Genomic DNA, 20,316 nt, shown 5'->3' on the forward strand with positions numbered 1-20,316 from the left:
CGATGGGGCGCGGCACAAACCTCACCACCTCACCACAGAAGATCCACGGAAGGACCACAAGATCATGGGCGTTCAGGACAAGTTCGAGAACAAGGCCGAAGAACTCAAGGGCCGTGCAAAGGAGACCGCCGGCGCTGCGCTGGGCGACGACGACCTGAAGAACGAGGGCAAGGCCGACCAGGCGTCTTCCGCCATCCACAAGGGTGTCGAGAAGGTGAAGGACAAGGCGAACGAGATCGCCGAGAAGCTGGTAGGCGACGACAACAAGTAGTCGACGACAGCACTGCGACACGAGGCGGCGGGAGGACGGTTCCCGCCGCCTCGTGGCATTCGGACCACCGGCACCACCTGTTGGAGAGGACTGCACGATGGCACTGCTCGACACCGTGCTGGACCGTTCCGTGATCGGGGGCTACTCACGCCTCGGGTACGCGATCCGGTCCCGGACATGGAATCGGCTTACCCCCGGATCGATGGTGGAACGCACAGTGGCGGTCACGGGCGCGACGTCCGGGATCGGCGCAGCCGCTGCGGCTCGCATTGCCGCACTGGGCGGCAGCCCGATTCTGGTCGGTCGAGACTCCGACCGCGCCGAGAGGGTAAGGGCCTCGATTCTTCAGGCCCAGCCAGGCGCGGTCGTCGGGATCGAACTGGGCGACGTCTCCGACCTGTCCGAGGTCCGCGAGCTCGCGAACCGGCTGACCGATCGAGGAGTGGACGGGATCGTCCACAACGCGGGTGTGATGCCTCCCGAACGCACCGAGTCGGCAGACGGCCACGAGATGTCATTGGCCACGCACGTTCTCGGTCCGGTGCTGCTGACCGAACTGCTGGCCCCACACCTCGCCGCTGCCCGCGACCCGCGCGTCGTGTTCATGTCGTCCGGCGGCATGTACACAGCCTCGCTGCCTTCCGACGACCTCGAGTACCAGTCGGGCGCCTACCGCGGCGCACGCGCCTACGCCCGCAGCAAGCGAGTCCAGGTGGCACTGCTGCCGATACTGGCGGATCGTTGGGCCGCGGCGGGAGTCACGGTGTCGGGCATGCACCCGGGATGGGTGGACACTCCCGGCGTGACCGAGTCGCTGCCGGGATTCCGGCGGGTGGTGAGGCCGCTGCTGCGTTCGGCAGAGGAGGGCGCCGATACCGCTGTGTGGCTCCTCTCGATGGAGCCGACACCGCCCAGCGGGCTGTTCTGGCACGACCGCGCGCCGCGTCCCACGCACTACTTCGGCGGCTCCGACGACGGCCTCGCGCGCGTGTGGCGCGAGATTGCCGACGCATGTCGCATCCCGGAGACGAAGGCGGCACAGCCGTGAGAGTCGTCGTGTTCGGCGCCACCGGGTACATCGGCGGACGGCTCGTTCCCGAGTTGATCGCGGCGGGGCACACCGTGCGACTGATGGCGCGTTCACCGGAGAAGCTCGACGACGTTCCATGGCGCACCGACGTCGACGTGGTCCAGGGCGACGTCACCGATCAGACGTCGGTGCGCGCCGCACTCGACAACCAGGACGTCCTCTACTATCTCGTCCACTCGCTCGTGCGAAAAGACTTCGTCACCGTCGACGCCGACGCCGCCCGACTCGTCGGCGCGCAAGCCGCCGACGCCGGAGTACAACGCATCGTCTACCTCGGCGGCCTCGTACCGGACGCCGAGGAGCTGTCACCGCACTTGGCATCCCGCGCCGAAGTGGGACGGATCCTGCGAAACAGCGGAGTGCCGACGGCGGAGTTGCGGGCCGCGGTGATTCTCGGCTCCGGCTCGGCCAGCTTCGAGATGTTGCGCTACCTGTCCGAGCGTCTGCCCGCAATGATCACCCCGCGCTGGGTGAAGAACCGCATTCAACCGATCGCCGTGCGCGACGTCCTCCACTACCTCGTCGGCTCAGCCATGCTTCCCGCCGATGTCAATCGATCGTTCGACATCGGCGGCCCCGACGTCCTCACCTATCTCGAGATGATGCGCGAGTACGCCGTGGTCGCCGACCTGCCGCGGCGTCTCGTGGTCCCCGTTCCAGTGCTCACACCGTGGCTCTCCGCGCAGTGGGTGAACCTCGTGACGCCGGTCCCGCGGTCGATCGCGGTCCCGCTGATGGAGTCGCTGGTGCACGAGGTGGTCTGCCACGAGCACAACATCGCCGAGTACGTCCCCGACCCGGACGGAGGGCTGACCGGCTACCGACGGGCCGTCGAATTGGCGCTGGCGCGCATCCGCGATCTCGACGTGCCGACCCGATGGTCCGACGCGACGTCGAGCCCTGCCCCGTCCGATCCCATTCCGTCCGATCCAGAGTGGTCGGGCGGCACTCTGTACAAGGACGAACGTCGTCACGACTCCGATGCGCCCCCGCAGGTTCTCTGGGAGGTCATCGAGGCGATCGGCGGCGAGACCGGTTGGTACTCGTTCCCGCTCGCATGGAGTGTCCGCGGATGGATCGATCGTCTCAGCGGCGGCGTAGGCCTCCGCCGAGGTCGACGGGATCCGCGAAGGCTGCGGGTCGGGGAGGCGCTCGACTGGTGGCGCGTCGAGGACCTCGAACGACCGAGGCTCCTCCGACTGCGCGCCGAGATGAAGGTGCCGGGCGACGCATGGCTGGAGTTATCCGTCGAACCCGGTGACAACGGCGGATCGGTGTATCACCAACGTGCACTGTTCCGTCCGAACGGGCTGGCCGGACATGCCTACTGGGCCTCGATCCTGCCTTTCCACGGCGTCATCTTCAGCGGCATGGCACGCAACATCACCGGGCAGGCTGCCGCGCAGTCCAAACACGTCGCCGAACAGGAGAAGGACCATGATTGAGATGCAGCGAACGGTGTCGACCGAGGCATCCGCCACCGCGGTGTTCGACTACTTGTCCGATTTCACCAACGCGGAGCAGTGGGATCCGAATGCCGTCGCCGTGAAGTCGCTCAGCGGCGACGGGCGCGTGGGCACCCGGTATCGAGTCGAGAGCAAGTTCGCCGGTCGAACTACGACGCTCGACTACGAGCTGACTGATCTCAAACCGCACTCCCTCATCCGACTCCGTGGAGAGAAGAAGTCCATCACCGCTGTCGACACGATCACGGTGACCGAGGGCCGAGGCCGCACCGATGTCACCTACGCGGTCGCTTTCGACTTCAACGGCGTGCTCGGGTTGTTCGAGCCGCTGCTGCGCTTCGCCGTCCGACGCCTGTTCTCAGACGGTGCCGAAGGGCTCACCAGGGAACTCGACCGCCTGACGCACTGACCTGAGCCGGGAGCCACGTCGACACGGTGCCGAATCGCTTGACTATTGGTAACCAATTGATTACCAATAGAGGTGTGGACGCTTTCGAAGCTCTCGCAGACCCGGTGCGACGCAGCCTGCTCACGCGGTTGCGCGGCGGGCCGGCTCGAGTAGTCGACCTCGCGAGCCACCACGACATCAGTCGGCCCGCGATCAGCAAGCACCTGCGGCTCCTGACCGAGGCCGGGCTCGTCGACGCGTCGACCTCCGGTCGCGAGCGGCACTATCACCTGACCGCCGACGGAATCGTCCCCGTACTGGACTTCCTCGACGGTCTCCGACCACCTGTGCCATTGATTCCGGAGCATGTCCTCGACGGACTTGATCTCGAGGTCCGACGCACCAGCCGAGAGCGCCGTGAGAGCGACGCCGACCCCAAGGAGAACACCGCATGAGCACACCCACCCCGACCGGTCGACGACTCGATGCCGCCGACGGCACATACTGCGAATGGCGCAGGACGTTTCACGCGCCAATCGACGACGTGTGGGCCGCGATCTCCGAACCGGAGCGCCTGGCCCGTTGGATCGGCACATGGACTGGCGAGCCCGCTTCGGGCGAAGTGCGATTCCAGATGCTGTTCGAGGGCGACGACATGCCGGCGGAGGCGTTCGCCATCGACGAATGCGACCCTCCCCGGCGACTTCGCGTCACGACCACGTCGCCGTACGACGGCGAGAATCCGACACACTGGCGCCTCCGCCTGGACCTCGCCGAGGCCGACGGCGTCACCACGTTGACGTTTGCGCAGAGCGTCCCCGACCCGAAGATGGCTGAAGGCGTCGGCCCCGGTTGGGACTACTACCTCGACCGTCTTGTCGCGGCCGAGACCGGAGACGACGCCTCCGCCGTCGACTTCGCCGACTATCACCCGAACGAGACGTTCACCGCGCATTACCGCGCCGAGTTCGGCTTCTGACGGCCCTCACACCCCCTGCTCCTCGAGCAAGCCCGTCCCCCGCCCCTTGAGCGAGCTCCTCCCCTGCCCTTGAGCGAGCTCGTCCCCTGCCCTTGAGCGAGCTCGTCCCCCTGCCCCTTGAGCGAGCTTGCGAGTCGAAAGGCCTGTGCCGCTACACCTTTCGACTCACTGCGTTCGCTCAAGGAGCAGGTGGATCCATTCGTTCAAGGAGCAGGTGGGTCCGTTCACTCAAGGAGCAGGTGGGTCCGTTCACTCAAGGAGCAGTTGCGGCACAGTCGGACGCCCGGCGTCACGCAGCGGCTTCGACCTCCGACGCAGGCTCCAGTGCAAGCGCGACGATCTCGGCGACGTCCACCATCGGCTTCACGTCGAGAGCATCGAGCACTTCGGCGGGCACGTCGTCGAGGTCGGGCTCGTTGCGCTGCGGGATGAACACCGTCTTCAGGCCGTTCCGTTGCGCGGCCATGAGCTTCTGCTTCACCCCGCCGATCGGAAGCACGCGTCCGTTCAGCGTCACTTCGCCGGTCATGCCGACATCGCTGCGGACACGGCGACCGGTCAGCATCGACACGAGAGCGGTGACCATCGTGACGCCCGCCGACGGCCCGTCTTTGGGGACGGCCCCTGCCGGGAAGTGAATGTGCACTTCGCCGCGGAGCGCCGCCGGGTCGATTCCGAAGTCGGCTGCGTGCGCCTGCACGTAGCTCAGCGCGATCTGCGCCGACTCCTTCATGACGTCACCGAGCTGTCCGGTGAGCTTGAGTGTCAGCGCTCCACCGCCGTCGCCCTCGTTGCTGCGTTGGCCGAGCGCCGACAACGCCTCGATGAACAGCACATCGCCGCCCATGCCGGTGACCGCCAATCCCGTTGCGACGCCGGGGACTTCCGTTCGTTCGGCGATCTCGGGCGTGAAGCGGGGTCGTCCGAGGTAGTCGACGAGGTCGTCCACATCGACGACGATCTCATCTCCCGGGTTCTCCGATTCGCGGACAGCGACCTTGCGGAGCGCCTTCGCGAGAAGTCGCTCGAACTGTCGGACACCCGGTTCCCGGGTGTAATTCGCCGCGATCTCACGGAGTGCGGCGTCGGTGATCGTCGCTTCCGCGGCCGTCAGCGCAGCTCGGTCCATCTGACGCGGGACGAGGTAGTCGCGCGCGATGGCCACCTTGTCGTCCTCGGTGTAGCCGTCGATGGACACCAGCTCCATGCGGTCGAGCAGTGCGGACGGGATGTTCTCGACGACGTTTGCGGTCGCGAGGAACACCACGTCCGAGAGATCGAGGTCCAGGTCCAGGTAGTGATCGCGGAACGTGTGGTTCTGCGCCGGGTCGAGGACTTCGAGCAGAGCCGCCGCCGGGTCACCGCGATAGTCGGAGCCCACCTTGTCGATCTCGTCGAGCAGGACGACGGGGTTCATCGAGCCGGCTTCGCCGATCGCTCGAACGATCCGGCCGGGCAGCGCCCCGACGTAGGTACGACGGTGACCGCGGATCTCGGCTTCGTCGCGCACGCCGCCGAGGGCCACCCGCACGAACTTCCGGCCGAGCGCACGCGCCACCGACTCGCCGAGCGACGTCTTGCCGACTCCGGGAGGACCGGCCAGCACCATGACCGCGCCCGACCCACGGCCACCGACGACCGACATGCCACGTTCGGCGCGGCGGGTGCGGACCGCGAGGTACTCGACGATGCGGTCCTTCACATCGTCGAGCCCGTGGTGGTCGGCGTCGAGAATCTCTCGCGCACCGGCCAGGTCGGTCGAATCGTCGGTGGTGACGGCCCACGGCAGGTCGAGGACAGTGTCGAGCCATGTGCGGATCCAGCCGGCCTCAGGACTCTGGTCGGTTCCGCGTTCCAGCTTGCCGACCTCTCGAAGAGCGGCCTCACGGACCTTCTCCGGCAGATCAGCAGCCTCGACGCGCCCGCGGTAGTCGTCGGCGCCGTCGGGCTCGTCTTCTCCGAGCTCCTTGCGGATCGCGTTGAGCTGCTGCCGGAGCAGGAACTCCTTCTGCGTCTTCTCCATGCCCTCGCGGACGTCGGAGGCGATCTTCTCGCTCACCTCGGTCTCGGCGAGGTGCTCTCCGGTCCAGTCGATGAGGAGTCGGAGACGTTCGTCGACGTCGCCGGTCTCGAGCAGTTGGCGCTTCTGGACGTTGGTCAGCCACGACGTGTAGCCGGACGTGTCCGCCAGCGCGGCCGGGTCGGTGAGCCGGTTGACGGCGTCGATAACCTGCCACGCTTCACGACGCTGGAGCATCGCCAGGACCACCTTGCGGTACTCGGCGGCGAGTTCCTTCGTCGTGTCGGTGATCGGGGTGTCGTCGACGACCTCGACCTGCACCCACAGTGCCGCACCCGGGCCGCTGGTTCCGGCACCGATGTGGGCGCGCTGCTCGCCGCGGACCACCGCGACGTACTGCTCCTGGCCCTGCATGCGCCCGACCTGCACGATCGACGCGATCACGCCGTGTGTCGGGTAACGATCGTCGAGCCGCGGCGCGATCAGAATCTTGCCGTCGGATTCTCCCGGATCTCCGAGGAGAGTCGAGGGGCGAGCCGCGTCCACCGCGGCCTGCGCTGCGTCGTCGAGCGGAACCGGCACCACCATTCCGGGCAGCACCACCAAGTCGGGAACGAACAGGACGGGAACGGAAATGTTCTCAGACATGACACCTCCAAAGTTCAGTCTGTTCGACTCAACCCCTAAAGGCGCCGCCTTGTTCCCCATCAGTTCCGCCGTCGGCGAACGCGTCCGAATGTGCAGCCAGACGGTCGGACATCACGACCAACAGGTCGTCGAGGAATTGCTCGAAACGAGCGATGTCCGCAGCGGGGTATCCCCGCACGAGTGCACCCACGTCGCGCCCGAGAGGTGCGAAGAACCTGTCGGCCAGCGCCTGCACATCGGAGCCGCTCCGCAAGGTGACGACTCGCCGGTCGCCGTTCTCCCGAGTGCGGACCACGTGCCCAGCGGCTTCGAGCCGATTCAGGACAGCCGAGGTCGCCGGGTTCGACTTACCGATTCGCCCACTCAGGCGAGCAGGAGACAGTGGGCTTCCCTGCTCCTCTGCGGCGAGTATCTCCAAGAGCGCTTCGGCGTCTGTCGAATGCAGACCGAGCCAGGCGGCGAACCGCCGACTGAACTCGCGGTAGTTCGCTCCATATGCGCGGAGCCGCTCCGTCAAGCCTTCCCACTGGTCACCATCCCCGACGTTCGATCGGGCAGCTCCCCGAGCCGCAGGCGTGACAGGCATGTTGACAAAGTTACACCGCCCCATTTAGTTTCATGCTGGAATTATTCATCAATGGAAGCATTCACATGACAGGCTCTCAGCCACCCGAGATCGCCCCCACCCGACGGCAATGGCTAGGCCTGCTGGCCATCGCCCTCGGCGTGGCACTGATCGTCGTCGACACGACGATCGTCAATGTGATCGTCCCGTCGATCATCGAAGACTTGGACACCGACTCGACCCAGGCCCAATGGATCCAGGAGTCGTACGCGATCGTGTTCGCGGCCCTCTTGCTGGTGGTCGGACGAGTCGCCGACATCCTCGGCGCGCGGCGAGTGTTCATCGCCGGGGTGATCGTCTTCGGCGTCACGAGCATCCTCGCCGGACTCGCGTCGGGCAGCGATCTGCTGATCATCGCTCGCTTCCTCCAGGGTGCGGGCGCGGCGATGATCCTTCCGACGTCACTCGCCCTGCTCAACGCGACCTTCACCGGCAAATCTCGCGGCCAGGCTTTTGCGATCTGGGGTTCGACGATCGGCGCGGCCGCCGCGCTCGGACCATTGTTGGGCGGCTGGCTCGCCGAGCACGTCTCCTGGCGTTGGGCGTTCGGCATCAACGTGCCGCTCGCCGTTCTCATCGTGATCGGCATCGTGACCTGCATGGATCGCTCGCCGCGCATCCCTGGCCGCATCGACGTCGTCGGGGCTGTCCTGTCCGTGATCGGCCTCGGCCTCCTCGCCTTCGGGCTCATCGAGGGCCGCACCTACGGCTGGACGACGACCACGACACCGCTCTCGGTCGGCGGCTTCACTTGGGGAAGCGGCCCGTCTCCGGTCTTTGTCTCACTCGTCGTGAGTGCGTTCGCAATCGTCGGGTTCGTCGTGCGTCAGGCGGTGCTGCGTCGCGGAGGCAATTCGGACAAGGCGCTGATGGACCTCGGACTGTTCTCCGTGTCGTCGTTCCGAAACGGTAACGTGGCGACGCTGATCATCGGTGTCGGCGAGTTCGGCGTTGTCGCCGTTCTCCCTCTGTGGCTGCAGTTCACTCTCGGATACAGCGCGTTGCAGGCAGGCCTGGCGCTGGTTCCGATCGCGATCGGGAGTTTCATCGCTAGTGGGGCCAGTTTCGGTCTCGCCGACCGCGACGTGACGCCTCTGACGCTGCTACGTGCGGGCCTTGCCTTCGAAGTGGTCGGCCTCGCCGCGCTCGCGCTGTTCGCGAAACCCGACAGTTCCTGGTGGACGCTCGCCCTGATCCTCGCTGTGTACGGGATCGGCGTCGGTTTCGCGACTGCACAGGTCACCAACGTGGTCCTCGCCGACGTTCCCGAGACAGACAACGGCCAGGCCGCCGGAATTCAAAGCGCCTTCCGTCAACTCGGCTCCGCACTCGGCATCGCGATTCTGACCACCGTGTTCTTCACGACCCTGGGTTCACGTGTATCCGATCAGTTGACCGCCGACGGTATGGACGCGAGCGAAGCCGGACAGCATGCCGACACCATCACCAGCACCGCAGGAGCCGCGATCGAGGGGTTCGCCGCTGCGCCTGGCACCGCCCCGGTCGCCGACGCCGGACGTGTCGCGATGACCGACGGCATCATGGTCGGCGGTTACATCGCTGCAGGCTTCGTGTTCCTCGGCCTCGTGGCGTCACTGCTGATTCCGGCGATGAACTCCGCCGCCGCCAAACCATCGGCACCCGCCGCCGTTTGACGGAGTGTGGAGACACGTCGACGAGCCCTGTGACCGCATGTGGTCACAGGGCTCGGGGGTAGTTCAGTTCTTCCGTTTGCGCGGCTGCCAGACGACAAGCGCGTTGGTACGCGGGACGGGAACCAGTTCAGTCCCCGGCCGGATGTTCCGCCGCGCGTTGTCGAGCTCGTTCTGCATCTCGGCGAGGCGGCTCCGCAGGGCGTCGACCTGATCAGTCAGCTCGATGATGCGCTTGACGCCCGCGAGATTGACGCCCTCGTCCTGCGACAGCCGCTGCACTTCGCGCAGCATCTCGACGTCGCGAGACGAGTAGCGCCGCCCGCCGCCACTGGTGCGTTGCGGGCTCACCAGGCCGAGTCGGTCATACGTGCGCAGGGTCTGCGCGTGCATGCCGGCCAGCTCAGCCGCCACCGAGATCAGAAAAGTGGCGGCGTCACCGGCGTCGTCGTGCGATTTCCGTGTGGCCATGACCGATCACCGGGCCCATCCGTCTCGTGGATCGAATCCGCTCGACCGTTCCGCCTCGGCGTACGACTTCATCGCAGCCATCGCTGCGTCGTCGAGCTTCGACGGTACGGCGACCTTCACGGTGACGAGCAGGTCGCCCGCACCGCCGGACCGCTTCGGGACCCCGCGACCCTTGAGCCGCAGCGTACGTCCATCCGAGGTGCCCGCGGGGATCTTCACACCGACAGTCCCGTCCAAGGTGGGAACAGACACCGTCGCACCGAGCACCAGCTCGGAGAACGCGACAGGCAGTTCCACCTTGAGGTCGTTCCCGTTGCGCGTGAACACCTTGTCGGCGTTCACGTGCACGGTCACATACAGGTCGCCCGACGGCGCACCGCGTCGCCCGGCCTCGCCCTGTCCGGCGAGCCGGATGCGCTGCCCGTCTTCGACGCCCTGCGGGACGCGGACGTTGATCGTGCGCGGGCGCACGGTGATACCCGAGCCCGAGCAGTCGGGGCACGGATCGTCGATCTTGGTTCCGGTGCCCTGGCAGTCGGGGCACGGCTCGGAGAATCCGAAGTGACCCTGGTTGCGGCTGACGAAACCCGAACCGCTGCAACTCGTGCACGTGCGAGGGCTCGTCCCGGGCTTGGCGCCGCTGCCGTGGCAGTTGGTGCACGGCGACGGACTAGTCACCCGCAGTTGGACCGTCGTTCCCTGCACCGCGTCGCGGAACGCGAGGGTCGTCTCGGTCTCGAGGTCGTTGCCTCGACGCTGGCGGGGCGCGGCCGTCTTTCGACTGCGTCCGCCGAACAAGCCGCCGAACAGGTCGCCGACATCGGCTCCCCCTCCACCGGCTCCGCCACCGAACAGGTCGCCGATGTCGAAGCCTCCGGCGCCACCTCCGAAACCGCCCGCCGACGGTCCGCCGTCAGCGCGGAATCGACCGCTCGCCATGAGTGTGCGCATCTCGTCGTACTCTTTGCGCTTCGCGTCATCGGCGAGCACGCTATGGGCTTCCGACACTCGCTTGAAGCGTTCCTCGGCGGCCGTGTCGCCGGGGTTGGCGTCGGGATGCAGCTCACGAGCGAGCTTCCGGTATGCCTTCTTGATCTGCTCCGCAGTGGCGTCGGAAGAAACGCCGAGGTCTGCGTAGAAATCGCGTTCCAGCCATTCACGCTGGGCTGCCATCAGACGTCACCTCCTGAAAGTCTGTGTGTAAGTGATCGTCCCGACTCCGCTCGACGACATGAGATCGTCGAGCGGAGTCGAGACGTGTGTTCATTCCGCCGCAGGGGCGTCGTTCACGGTGACCATCGCAGTGCGGATCACCTTGTCACCGAGCCGGTATCCGGCGCGGTAGACCAGTCCGAGCACCGGCTGGTCGCCGGAGCCGTCGTTCTGGATCGCTTCGTGCAGCTCCGGGTCGAACACGTCGCCCGGTTCGCCGAACTTGGCGAGCTTCTCGCTGGTGAGGACGTCGCCCAGCTTGTCGGCGAGCGCCTTGAGCGGGCTGCCCTCGGCAAGGTCGCCGTGCTCGCGGGCACGGTCGAGATCGTCGAGCACGGGCAGCAGCTTCTCGACGAGAATCTGCTTTCCGCGAGTGACGGCCTGGAGAGCCTCCTCGGCGCTGCGGCGCTTGAAGTTCGCGAACTGTGCGCGCTCCCGCTGCAGTGCCTCGGTGAGTTCGGCGACCTGCGGGTCGGCCGCAGCCTGATCGGCTGCGACCTCCTCCGCGTCCGCTTCCTCAACGACGGCCTCGGCCACCGTCTCGTCCGCTTCCGGCGTCACGTCGTCTGGCGTCACGTCGTCGGGCGAGGTCACTTCTTGTCATCCTCTGCCGGGTCGTCCACGACCTCTGCGTCGACGACGTCGTCGGCACCGTCGGCTGCCGCGCCCGCGGCTTCACCCTCGGCCTGAGCGCTGGCGTAGATCGCCTGGCCGACGGCCTGCGACTCCTCCGACAGCTTCTCGATGGCGCTGCGGATTGCAGCGGTGTCGGTGCCCTTCAAGGCCTCGTTGGCCTCCGAGATGGCAGCCTCGACCTTGCTCTTGACGTCGGCCGGGACCTTGTCCTCGTTCTCCTTGAGGAACTTCTCGGTCTGGTTGACGAGCGACTCCGCCTGATTGCGGGTCTCCGCCTCCTCGCGGCGAGCGCGGTCCTCTTCAGCGTGCGCCTCGGCGTCCTTCACCATGCGGTCGATCTCTTCCTTCGAAAGACCGGAACCGTCCTGGATGCGGATGCTGTTCTCCTTGCCGGTGCCCTTGTCCTTCGCCGTGACGTGCACGATGCCGTTGGCGTCGATGTCGAAGGTCACCTCGATCTGCGGGACGCCCTGCGGTGCAGGTGCGATGCCGCCGAGTTCGAACGAGCCGAGGAGCTTGTTGTGCGCCGCGATCTCACGCTCACCCTGGAATACCTGGATCTGCACGGACGGCTGGTTGTTCTCAGCGGTCGTGTAGGTCTCCGAGCGCTTGGTCGGGATGGTGGTGTTGCGCTCGATCAGCTTGTGCATCACGCCGCCCTTGGTCTCGATGCCCAGCGACAGCGGGGTCACGTCGAGCAGGAGCACGTCCTTGACCTCACCGCGAAGCACACCGGCCTGCAGTGCGGCGCCGACGGCGACGACCTCGTCGGGGTTGACGCCCTTGTTGGGGTCCTGTCCACCGGTGAGTTCCTTGACGAGCTCGGTGACGGCGGGCATGCGGGTGGAACCGCCGACGAGGACCACGTGGTCGATGTCGCCGACCGAGATGCCTGCGTCCTTGATGACGGCCTGGAACGGTGTGCGGGTGCGCTCGAGGAGATCACTGGTGATCTTCTGGAACTCACTGCGGCTCAGCTGCTCGTCGAGGAACAGCGGGTTCTTGTCGGCGTCCACTGTGATGTACGGCAGGTTGATCGAGGTCGACTGCGACGACGAGAGTTCGATCTTGGCCTTCTCAGCAGCCTCGCGCAGACGCTGCATCGCCATCTTGTCCTTGGTCAGGTCGATGCCCGAGGTGGACTTGAACTTGTCGACGAGCCATTCGACGAGACGCTCGTCCCAGTCGTCGCCACCGAGGTTGTTGTCGCCCGACGTGGCGCGGACCTCGACGACACCGTCGCCGATTTCCAGGAGCGAGACGTCGAACGTGCCGCCACCGAGGTCGAAGACGAGGATGGTCTGTTCGCTCTCGCCCTTGTCCAGGCCGTACGCGAGTGCGGCCGCGGTGGGCTCGTTGACGATGCGCAGGACGTTGAGGCCGGCGATCTGGCCGGCTTCCTTGGTCGCCTGGCGCTGCGAGTCGTTGAAGTAGGCGGGGACCGTGATGACGGCGTCGGTGACGTCCTCACCCAGGTATGCCTCGGCGTCACGCTTGAGCTTCATGAGCGTGCGCGCGCTGATCTCCTGAGGGGTGTACTTCTTGTCGTCGATCTCGACGGTCCAGTCGGTGCCCATGTGGCGCTTGACCGAACGGATGGTGCGATCGACGTTGGTGACCGCCTGGTTCTTGGCGGGCTGTCCGACGAGGACTTCGCCGTTGCGGGCGAATGCGACGACGGACGGGGTGGTGCGGGAGCCTTCGGCGTTAGCGATGACGGTGGGCTCGCCGCCTTCGAGAACGGACACCACGGAGTTGGTGGTGCCGAGGTCGATTCCGACAGCACGGGACATATGTGTTCCTCCTTGTGGGCGGCTACCTGACGAAGCCGGTTGGTTGGTTGGCCTGGCGTGGCCTTCGTTTCCGAAACCCTTAGCGCCTCGGACTCAGGTCTACCGGCCAAACTCTGCGCCGTCAACTTTCTTGAGTCTTCATCACTCAGGTTTCTTGCTTCGTTCAACCTGTCGGGACACGGTTCCATTCCCTGAACTTGAGCTGCATCCACTCAAGTTTGTGTAATCATCCTCACAACCCCGTCACTCGAGCAAACTCGACACGCCCACCCGACGAGCGAACCTCAGCCCGTCGAGCCGGGCCGAGACACGGGCCGCTCGATCGACAGCCTGAGCACCCCTGCAGCAAATCCGGGTCAACCCACTCGCCACTGGCACGAATCAGGCGCAGAAATGTGACGTCCTGCATGCTTACCTTCCGTGCGTGATGTCGGTCACCATCCCATGAGACCTGGACCTCGAAAGCGTCTCTCTTCGCAGGCAGAGTCACCACCGCCCCTTGTCATCAGCGGCACGAATCGGACGTAGGGGACGGCAAATCCGTGCAGGTCACGTGCTTGTCCCTAGAACGGGTTACAGAAATCGATCGATCGAAAGAGTCACTATTCATCCCATGCCAAACAACGCACGACTGACCCAGACTGTTCGACGCGCAGCCGTCGTCGCTGCTGCCGGCGCAACTGCGGCAGCGCTTGCCGGACTCGGCTCGGGAGCCGCACACGCAACTGTCGGAGAGAACCTCCCGGACAGCTGCCTGCAGTTCTCGGTGAACGGCAACACGTGGGGCGATATCAACACCATTGCGTGGACGGGCAACGTCCCATCACCGGACAACGAGGTGCTGCAGGCCGCGTTCAAGGTGAAGAACAACTGCGACACGCCCGCGAAGTTCCAGGCATACGCAGGCAACTGGGACCTACCGAACGGCGGATCGGCATTCGTGCGCGCAAACGCCGGTGCGGTGACCGGAGTCAAGAAGGATCTCATCGGCGACAAGGGCATCCTCGTCGTCGAGTCGAACCGCCTGACGAAGGGCACACCGATCGACGTGAAGCTGTTCGTCGGCATCCCCGCCGGCGAAACCCAGCAGGGCTTCGTGATCAAGCCTGATTGGAGCACTGCGCTCGAAGAGGTCGCAGGCGACGGTCCCGTCGATCCGGTCGACCCAGGTGAGTGCGACAGCAGCAGCGGCAGTGCAAGCGGATCGCTCGGCGACATCCTCGGCCCCATCCTCTGCAAGGGCACCGGAAGCCTCGGGTCCGGCAGCGCGGCGTCGAAGCTGATCCAGCTCGACTCGCCGAACGTCGTCGCAGCCTCCCGCTGACCGACCAACACTCGACTCCCTCCCTTCCCCGATCTGCCGTGGCGGGCCACCTCCCCGAGGCCCGCCACGGCACCCCCAAGACTTCGGCCGCACCCTTGGTGACCCCGGCCGTCGGCATGCGCTCTGCGCAAGTCAGCTCTGCGCTACGGCAACGAGCACTCCCTCCCAGCACTCCGGCAGTCGGAGTGCCCGACCCGACAAGGGACAAACATGAACAAGGTAACCAAGGGCGCACTCGCCGCGGCCGCAGGCGCAGCCATCCTCGCCGGCGGCGCAGGCACCATGGCCGCGTGGAACAGCAACGTCGGCACCAACGGCGGCACAGTGACCGCCGGTCAGCTGAACCTCACTTCGGTCGACGCAGGCTCCTGGAAGTGGGTCGGCGGAGCCAAAGACGGACAAGCATTCGTCCCCGCGACTGACCGTCTCGTCCCAGGCGACACCGTCCGCTACACCGCGACCTACAAGATCACCGCTGTCGGCACCAACCTGACCGCAACCCTTACCCCCAGCCTGGGCGGCGTCACCGGCGACCTCTCGTCCTACCTGACGGCGACCCCGACCGGCGGCGCAGGCGCCACCGTCACCGCGGCCGACAACAACACCAACAAGACAGTGTCGACCGACATCACTTTCAAGACCGCGACTACCGGCACCGACGGCCAGAACAAGACCGCCGACCTCTCCGGCGCCACGGTCACCCTGCAGCAGAACTAATCCCTCCCCCTAAGAGGAAATCGTGAAGCCCCAAATCAAATGGGCGCTCGCAGCGGCGGCGGTTCTGCTGGTGGGATTTGTGTCCCTCCAGCAGACCGGCGCCCTCTGGCGTTCGGAAGCAACCGCACCCGGCGGCACCGTCACTGCGGGCACGCTCGAAATCTCGGCAGGCCAGAGCGGCGTGAAGAGCTTCAATCTCGACGGATTGACTCTGACCGATGCCGATGCAGGCCAGAGCGTGCAGAAGCCGTTGCCGGTGATCAACTCAGGCAACGTCACCATGCGCTACAAGCTCAACAGCGTTGACGTGAACGGCTCCACACCGCTCATGCTCCGCGTCGCCACGGTCAATACTCAAGCCGAGTGCACGGCCACCGGGACTCCCGGCACCGAGCTGTACAACGGTGCCGCGAACACCGCGTTCACCGCACCGCAGAACGTCTCGGCCGGAACCACCGAAGTGCTCTGTCTGAAGGTGACGATCGCGTCCAACGCGCAGACCTCACAGTCGAGCAACGCAACCTTCACCTTCGGCGCCGAGTCGGTCTCGAACTCATGAATTCGGGTCGCGGAAGCCACCACACCGGCGAGACTGCCGTCTTGCCGGGTCCTGACGACGTCGAGGGCACAGTCGACGACGATGAGAAGACCTCACTGTTGTGGTGGGTCAAGACCATCGCCTCGTGGACTCTGCTCTGCGCCGCCGTCGCGCTGCTCGCAGCACTCGTGGTGGTTCCGCGACTGACTGGTTCAACCGCTTACACGGTGCTGACCGGCTCGATGGAACCGACGTACCCGCCGGGAACGCTCATCGTCGTCAAACCGACACCGGGAGCCGACCTCAAGGCGGGCGACGTCATCACGTTCCAGCCGAAATCGGGTGATCCTTCTGTCACCACCCACCGCATCGTCAGCATCGTCTACGACGCGTCCGGCGTGCGGAAGTTCATCACCAAGGGCGACGCCAACAACGCGACAGACGAGCCGATCATCGAGGAGCAGGTCCGTGGCCGTCTCCTCTACTCGGTGCCCAAACTCGGCTATCTGAACAACGTGATGTCGGGCAACACCCGAAGCATCGCGGTGTTCCTGATCGGCGGCGGGCTCGGCCTCTACGCGTTGTGGATGTGGATCAGCAGCATCCGCGACCGGAAGAAGCCGAAGGACGAGGATTCTGCCGACGAGGCAGCTCCAGCGCCGTCTCCGCCACTCGACTCCCCGAGTTCCAACGAGTGGCCCGTAGCCGATCTCTCCAGCTCCCCGGCAGCAGACTCGAGTGCTGAAACGGTCATCAGCTGTCCTCCGACCGCAGCCCGCCATCGCGCTCCGAGCGATTCCGGTTCCGACTATCTGATCGTCAGTGACGGCTCCCCGAGCATCAGTTCCGACTACCCGATCGTCGTTTCCAGTTCTCCGAGCGCAGGCGAGGAGTTGTCCGCGACAAGCCAGGCCACCGTCGCGTACTCGTCCCTCGCAACTCTGTTCCCCGCCCAATCGACCACGGTGGCCGAGTCACCGCAGTCATCGACATGCCACGCGTGTGGCGCGCCGGCCCCTCCCCCGGCTGAACCTCTCGCGGACGTGCCGTCGACCGCGACTACCCGACCGATCCCCATCATCAAGTGACTTGAGGCAAACGATGTCTTCTCCCACACAATCCCGCTTGCGCGGCCGCCTCGGCGAGACCGGCTGGACGCGCGCCCGCGCCATCGCGTCGCTCGGCATGGTCTTCGGCCTCGGAGCCGTCGGCACGATGGCCGCGTGGTCCGACACCGCGACCGCTACCACCGGCATGTTCACCACGAACTCCATCAACATTCAGATGAAGGTGAACGATAACCGCCCTGTCTACAACTTCACGAGTCTGAAGAAGATCAACATGGCTCGCGGGGCGACCACCGCCGGCGTGCTTGAAGTGAAGAACACCGGGTCCCACCCGTTCACCTACGTCATGAGTGTCGACACCGCCAACAACGGGACCGCGACGTACGGCAGCGCAAGCGCCGCCGTCTTCGCTCAGAACCTTCTTGTCACCGTGTCAAAGGGTGGAACCAAGAGCGGCGACACCTGCACCGGCGGCACCACTCTCGGCACGGCGGACAAGCCGCTTGTCCTCGGGTCCACCGCACTGGTCCCTACTACCGGTCCGCTCGCCGTCAATGCGTCCGACAATCTGTGCGTCCAGGTGACGGTGAACTCGAACGCGCCGAAGGAAGCTCGGATGGCAGCGATCTCGGCGAAGTTCAAGCTCACTGCGACCAAGGTCTGACGTTCGGATGAGTCAGCACACGGACGACAATCCGAAGCCCCGTTCCAGTCGTGAGCTCGCGCTCAATGTCGGTGCCGTACTCGGGCTGGTCTGCATCGTCGTGGCCATCGCCTCGATGCTGTTCGGAATCACACCGCTCGTGTTCCGCTCCGGGTCGATGTCCCCGGACATCCCGACCGGTTCACTCGCACTCGCTCGTACCGTCGACGCCACCGACCTGCGTGTCGGTGATGTGGTGAGTGTCGACAACGAGGTCGGGACCCGCATCACCCACCGGGTGGTCGACATCGAGAATGCGGGAGGCGGTTCTGTCTCCTTGACTCTGAAGGGTGATGCCAACCGCGTTCCGGATCCGTCGCCGTACCAGGTGACCGAGGCAGACCGTGTGATCGGCAGCGTCCCGGTTCTCGGCTACGCCGCAGCCTGGCTCTCGAGCAAAACAGCGATCTTCATCGGCGGCGTCGTCGCCGGCGTTCTCTTGATGCTCGCGTTCGGACCGATCCGACGTCCGCGCGACAGCACTCTCACGACCGACGAGCCCGCCGTCAGCGAGCCGAAACTCCAGGAGGCAGACCATGCCTGACACACTCCAGACCATTCGAGGCAAGACCCCCTCCACGCGGGTACTCCTCGCCATCGGCGGAGCAGCCGCCGTTGCCGTCGGCGCGTTCTCGACAACAGACACACTCGCCGCTGAGAACGACACCGTCAACGCCAACACCTCACAGATCGCCAGCCAGAACTTCTTTCCGGTGCTTGCTCCGACGAATCCGAGCTACAGCAACACGGGCTGGTGTGGTGGCAACCCCACGCTGAAGTGGGCCGCGTCTCCCAACACTCCCGCAGACCAGCGCTGGATCATGGAGGAGTGGAGCGAGAACGGCGGCTCACTAATGTGGACCAGCGCTGAATTGACCAGCACGTCGCGCCAGACTGGGATGGAAAGCGGAGGCGGCGGGACGCACGTGTATCGAATCTATGGCCTGAACAACACGACCAAGGAGCGCTCCACCGGCTACGTCTCGATCTACGTGTGGAGGAACAACGGAAGCTGCGGTCGGCCTGAAGGCACAGCCACGGAGGGCCGGACCGCCGTCACCACCTGGCAGGAGACGACGAGCCACACGCCGTTCGACGCCGAAGAAGTGATCAATCCCCCGAGTCTGAACCGCAGCAAGTTCAACGCGCCGACCGACACCCAGACACCGAAGTCGACCGCACCGTCGTCGGAGTCGGCGTCAGTGGAACCGTCGGCGCCGTCGGAACCGTCTCCGACCGAGTCCTCTGCTCCGAAGGCCCCCGTGAAGATCACCGCTGCGTCGGCGGCGGCCGGCGCGGCGTCCGGGTTCATCATCTACCACGACGGTGTCGAGAAATGCAGCGGGCCGAAAGCCGAGACAGACATCGTGAACTTCGGCAACAACCATGTCACGCTGACGACGGCCGACGGCGCTGTGAAGAACGTCGACGTGAACACCTGCGAAGTCTCGTGAGCACGACCAGTCGTTGACGATAGGCGCGTCCGACATTCCTCCGTCGGACGCGCCTCGTCGCAATTCCGCAGTTCCGGTATACCCGCGGTCCGCTCCACTGCGGATCGAATCCACACTAACCACGCCCCGAAGTCGAGGAGACCAACCGTGGCTGAGCTTCTGCAAATCCTGCGCACAGCAAGCGCACACAAGCGCGCAGTCGTCGCTGCCATCGGCGCTGCCGCAGTCGTGTTCGGCATCGCCCAGACCACCGGCACGATGGCGGCCGAGCAAGACGACGTAGAGGCCACGACCTCGCAGATCGCGAGTCAGAACTTCTTTCCGACGCCGCTTCCCACGTCCATTTCGTGTTCAGAGAGTGGAACCTTGGGCTTCCACAACGCGAACGTGTCGTGGCCGAGCGCAGGAGCCGGCATGAAGTACCGCGTCACCCTGTGGAACGAGGCGATGACGTCCGTTGAACGCGGACCATCCTTCCAGGACGGCACCGGGTGGACGCTGAGCGTGAACTACAACCTCGCTTGGAACAACTACGTCGTCACTGTCGAAACGGTGAACGTCGCCAGCAACACCGCGGACGCCAATCGCCTCGTGTCGTCGGGGCACCGCAGGATTACGGTCGGCTCCAACGCCCAGCGCAATGCCAGCTGCCAGGGAGGTGCCGGCGTGAAGGCGAACGCGACCTGGGAAGACGGCGCATCGTGGGCTCCAGCTGAACCGCAGGTCTTCGGCCGCTCGAGTGTCGGTCCGGAGAGGGAACTCCAGCGGCAGACACCGTCGTCGGTGAGCAAGACACCGGATGCGGAGACAGAAGAAACAACGACGACTTCCGCTCCCGAGCCCTCGGAGACGTCGGCCTCTCCGACGACATCAGAAAAGCCGACGTCGGAGAAGCCCGGGGATGACTCGGAGGAGCCAACCAGCACCTCCGCTGTCCCTTCACGCCCGTCCGCATCGAAGTCTGCCGCGGAGCCGATCATCACTGCAGGAGTGATCGCCGGCTCGACGTCGAAGTTCGTGGTCAGTCACGACGGTGTGGAGAAGTGCCGCGGAGACAAAGATGCGACCGACGTCGTGAGCGTTCGCGGCAACGAAGTTGCTCTCACCACGAGCGATGGCGCAGTCAAGAAGATCGACCCGTACACATGCAGGACATCGTGATCTGATGCGCTAGTGCTGCCGACGCGTCCGGGCCCTGCCCGGACGCGTCTCTGTGTTCTCGAGCAAGACGCCTCCGACGTGCGGTGGGGAGATGTCCGATC

General features: G+C 65.6%; 21 protein-coding genes. 15 read left to right on the forward strand and 6 right to left on the reverse strand.

The window, feature by feature from the left end:
• Nucleotides 1-64: 64 nt before the first annotated feature.
• The 6 genes from JVX90_RS16625 to JVX90_RS16650 all read left to right on the forward strand — a co-directional run bounded on the left by JVX90_RS16625 (nucleotide 65) and on the right by JVX90_RS16650 (nucleotide 4,194).
• Nucleotides 65-271 (forward strand): CsbD family protein, encoded by a 207-nt coding sequence (locus JVX90_RS16625; protein ID WP_008382003.1) that lies wholly within the window; start codon nucleotides 65-67, stop codon nucleotides 269-271.
• 97 nt (nucleotides 272-368) lie between these two features.
• The gene (locus JVX90_RS16630) at nucleotides 369-1,319 is read left to right on the forward strand and encodes an SDR family NAD(P)-dependent oxidoreductase (protein ID WP_205329792.1); all 951 of its coding nucleotides are present in this window, start codon (nucleotides 369-371) and stop codon (nucleotides 1,317-1,319) included.
• The gene (locus tag JVX90_RS16635; protein WP_205329793.1) at nucleotides 1,283-2,806 is read left to right on the forward strand and encodes an SDR family oxidoreductase; all 1,524 of its coding nucleotides are present in this window, start codon (nucleotides 1,283-1,285) and stop codon (nucleotides 2,804-2,806) included. Before JVX90_RS16630 ends, JVX90_RS16635 begins: the two co-directional genes overlap by 37 nt.
• On the forward strand, nucleotides 2,799-3,236 hold the full coding sequence (locus tag JVX90_RS16640; RefSeq protein WP_205329794.1) for an SRPBCC family protein: 438 nt from the start codon (nucleotides 2,799-2,801) through the stop codon (nucleotides 3,234-3,236). The genes JVX90_RS16635 and JVX90_RS16640 overlap by 8 nt, the downstream gene beginning before the upstream one ends.
• A 74-nt stretch (nucleotides 3,237-3,310) precedes the next feature.
• Nucleotides 3,311-3,670 carry a metalloregulator ArsR/SmtB family transcription factor gene (locus JVX90_RS16645; RefSeq protein ID WP_205329795.1) on the forward strand — a complete coding sequence of 120 codons (360 nt, stop codon included), beginning with the start codon at nucleotides 3,311-3,313 and terminating at the stop codon, nucleotides 3,668-3,670.
• On the forward strand, nucleotides 3,667-4,194 hold the full coding sequence (locus tag JVX90_RS16650) for an SRPBCC family protein (RefSeq protein ID WP_205329796.1): 528 nt from the start codon (nucleotides 3,667-3,669) through the stop codon (nucleotides 4,192-4,194). Before JVX90_RS16645 ends, JVX90_RS16650 begins: the two co-directional genes overlap by 4 nt.
• A gap of 289 nt (nucleotides 4,195-4,483) precedes the next feature.
• Here JVX90_RS16650 and lon read toward each other — a convergent pair whose 3' ends face one another.
• Both lon and JVX90_RS16660 read right to left on the reverse strand, forming a co-directional pair.
• Nucleotides 4,484-6,862 carry an endopeptidase La gene (gene lon, locus JVX90_RS16655; protein WP_205329797.1) on the reverse strand — a complete coding sequence of 793 codons (2,379 nt, stop codon included), beginning with the start codon at nucleotides 6,860-6,862 and terminating at the stop codon, nucleotides 4,484-4,486.
• Between the two features lie 28 nt (nucleotides 6,863-6,890).
• Nucleotides 6,891-7,448: a MarR family transcriptional regulator gene (locus JVX90_RS16660; RefSeq protein WP_205329798.1), complete on the reverse strand. Its 558-nt coding sequence runs from the start codon at nucleotides 7,446-7,448 to the stop codon at nucleotides 6,891-6,893.
• Between the two features lie 65 nt (nucleotides 7,449-7,513).
• Here JVX90_RS16660 and JVX90_RS16665 point away from each other — a divergent pair, with 65 nt between their 5' ends.
• On the forward strand, nucleotides 7,514-9,142 hold the full coding sequence (locus JVX90_RS16665) for a DHA2 family efflux MFS transporter permease subunit (RefSeq protein ID WP_205329799.1): 1,629 nt from the start codon (nucleotides 7,514-7,516) through the stop codon (nucleotides 9,140-9,142).
• A gap of 63 nt (nucleotides 9,143-9,205) precedes the next feature.
• Here the strand turns inward: JVX90_RS16665 and JVX90_RS16670 are convergent, their stop codons facing one another.
• The 4 genes from JVX90_RS16670 to dnaK all read right to left on the reverse strand — a co-directional run bounded on the left by JVX90_RS16670 (nucleotide 9,206) and on the right by dnaK (nucleotide 13,251).
• Nucleotides 9,206-9,610 (reverse strand): helix-turn-helix domain-containing protein, encoded by a 405-nt coding sequence (locus JVX90_RS16670; RefSeq protein ID WP_205329800.1) that lies wholly within the window; start codon nucleotides 9,608-9,610, stop codon nucleotides 9,206-9,208.
• 6 nt (nucleotides 9,611-9,616) lie between these two features.
• Nucleotides 9,617-10,783, reverse strand: a complete 1,167-nt coding sequence (gene dnaJ / locus JVX90_RS16675) for a molecular chaperone DnaJ (protein ID WP_205329801.1) — start codon at nucleotides 10,781-10,783, stop codon at nucleotides 9,617-9,619.
• A 90-nt stretch (nucleotides 10,784-10,873) separates the two neighbouring features.
• Nucleotides 10,874-11,416: a nucleotide exchange factor GrpE gene (grpE, locus tag JVX90_RS16680; RefSeq protein WP_205329802.1), complete on the reverse strand. Its 543-nt coding sequence runs from the start codon at nucleotides 11,414-11,416 to the stop codon at nucleotides 10,874-10,876.
• Nucleotides 11,413-13,251, reverse strand: coding sequence for a molecular chaperone DnaK (gene dnaK / locus JVX90_RS16685; protein ID WP_205329803.1), 1,839 nt, complete (start codon nucleotides 13,249-13,251; stop codon nucleotides 11,413-11,415). Before dnaK ends, grpE begins: the two co-directional genes overlap by 4 nt.
• Nucleotides 13,252-13,864: 613 nt before the next feature.
• Between dnaK and JVX90_RS16690 the strand changes: the two genes are divergently transcribed.
• From JVX90_RS16690 to JVX90_RS16725, 8 genes are all read left to right on the forward strand, one after another.
• Nucleotides 13,865-14,575, forward strand: a complete 711-nt coding sequence (locus tag JVX90_RS16690) for a hypothetical protein (RefSeq protein WP_205329804.1) — start codon at nucleotides 13,865-13,867, stop codon at nucleotides 14,573-14,575.
• 210 nt (nucleotides 14,576-14,785) lie between these two features.
• Complete coding sequence (locus tag JVX90_RS16695) at nucleotides 14,786-15,292, forward strand: alternate-type signal peptide domain-containing protein (protein ID WP_205329805.1); 507 nt, start codon at nucleotides 14,786-14,788, stop codon at nucleotides 15,290-15,292.
• 22 nt (nucleotides 15,293-15,314) lie between these two features.
• Nucleotides 15,315-15,851 carry a hypothetical protein gene (locus tag JVX90_RS16700; protein ID WP_205329806.1) on the forward strand — a complete coding sequence of 179 codons (537 nt, stop codon included), beginning with the start codon at nucleotides 15,315-15,317 and terminating at the stop codon, nucleotides 15,849-15,851.
• A gap of 41 nt (nucleotides 15,852-15,892) precedes the next feature.
• Complete coding sequence (locus tag JVX90_RS16705; RefSeq protein WP_240193932.1) at nucleotides 15,893-16,918, forward strand: signal peptidase I; 1,026 nt, start codon at nucleotides 15,893-15,895, stop codon at nucleotides 16,916-16,918.
• A gap of 13 nt (nucleotides 16,919-16,931) precedes the next feature.
• Nucleotides 16,932-17,561: a SipW-dependent-type signal peptide-containing protein gene (locus JVX90_RS16710; protein WP_205329808.1), complete on the forward strand. Its 630-nt coding sequence runs from the start codon at nucleotides 16,932-16,934 to the stop codon at nucleotides 17,559-17,561.
• A 7-nt stretch (nucleotides 17,562-17,568) separates the two neighbouring features.
• On the forward strand, nucleotides 17,569-18,144 hold the full coding sequence (locus JVX90_RS16715; protein ID WP_205329809.1) for a signal peptidase I: 576 nt from the start codon (nucleotides 17,569-17,571) through the stop codon (nucleotides 18,142-18,144).
• Nucleotides 18,137-19,054: a hypothetical protein gene (locus JVX90_RS16720; protein WP_205329810.1), complete on the forward strand. Its 918-nt coding sequence runs from the start codon at nucleotides 18,137-18,139 to the stop codon at nucleotides 19,052-19,054. Before JVX90_RS16715 ends, JVX90_RS16720 begins: the two co-directional genes overlap by 8 nt.
• A gap of 147 nt (nucleotides 19,055-19,201) precedes the next feature.
• On the forward strand, nucleotides 19,202-20,215 hold the full coding sequence (locus JVX90_RS16725; protein WP_205329811.1) for a hypothetical protein: 1,014 nt from the start codon (nucleotides 19,202-19,204) through the stop codon (nucleotides 20,213-20,215).
• Nucleotides 20,216-20,316: the final 101 nt, after the last annotated feature.

Origin of the sequence: Gordonia sp. PDNC005 (genome assembly GCF_016919385.1) — a bacterium.
In the GTDB taxonomy this organism is placed as follows: Bacteria; Actinomycetota; Actinomycetes; order Mycobacteriales; family Mycobacteriaceae; genus Gordonia.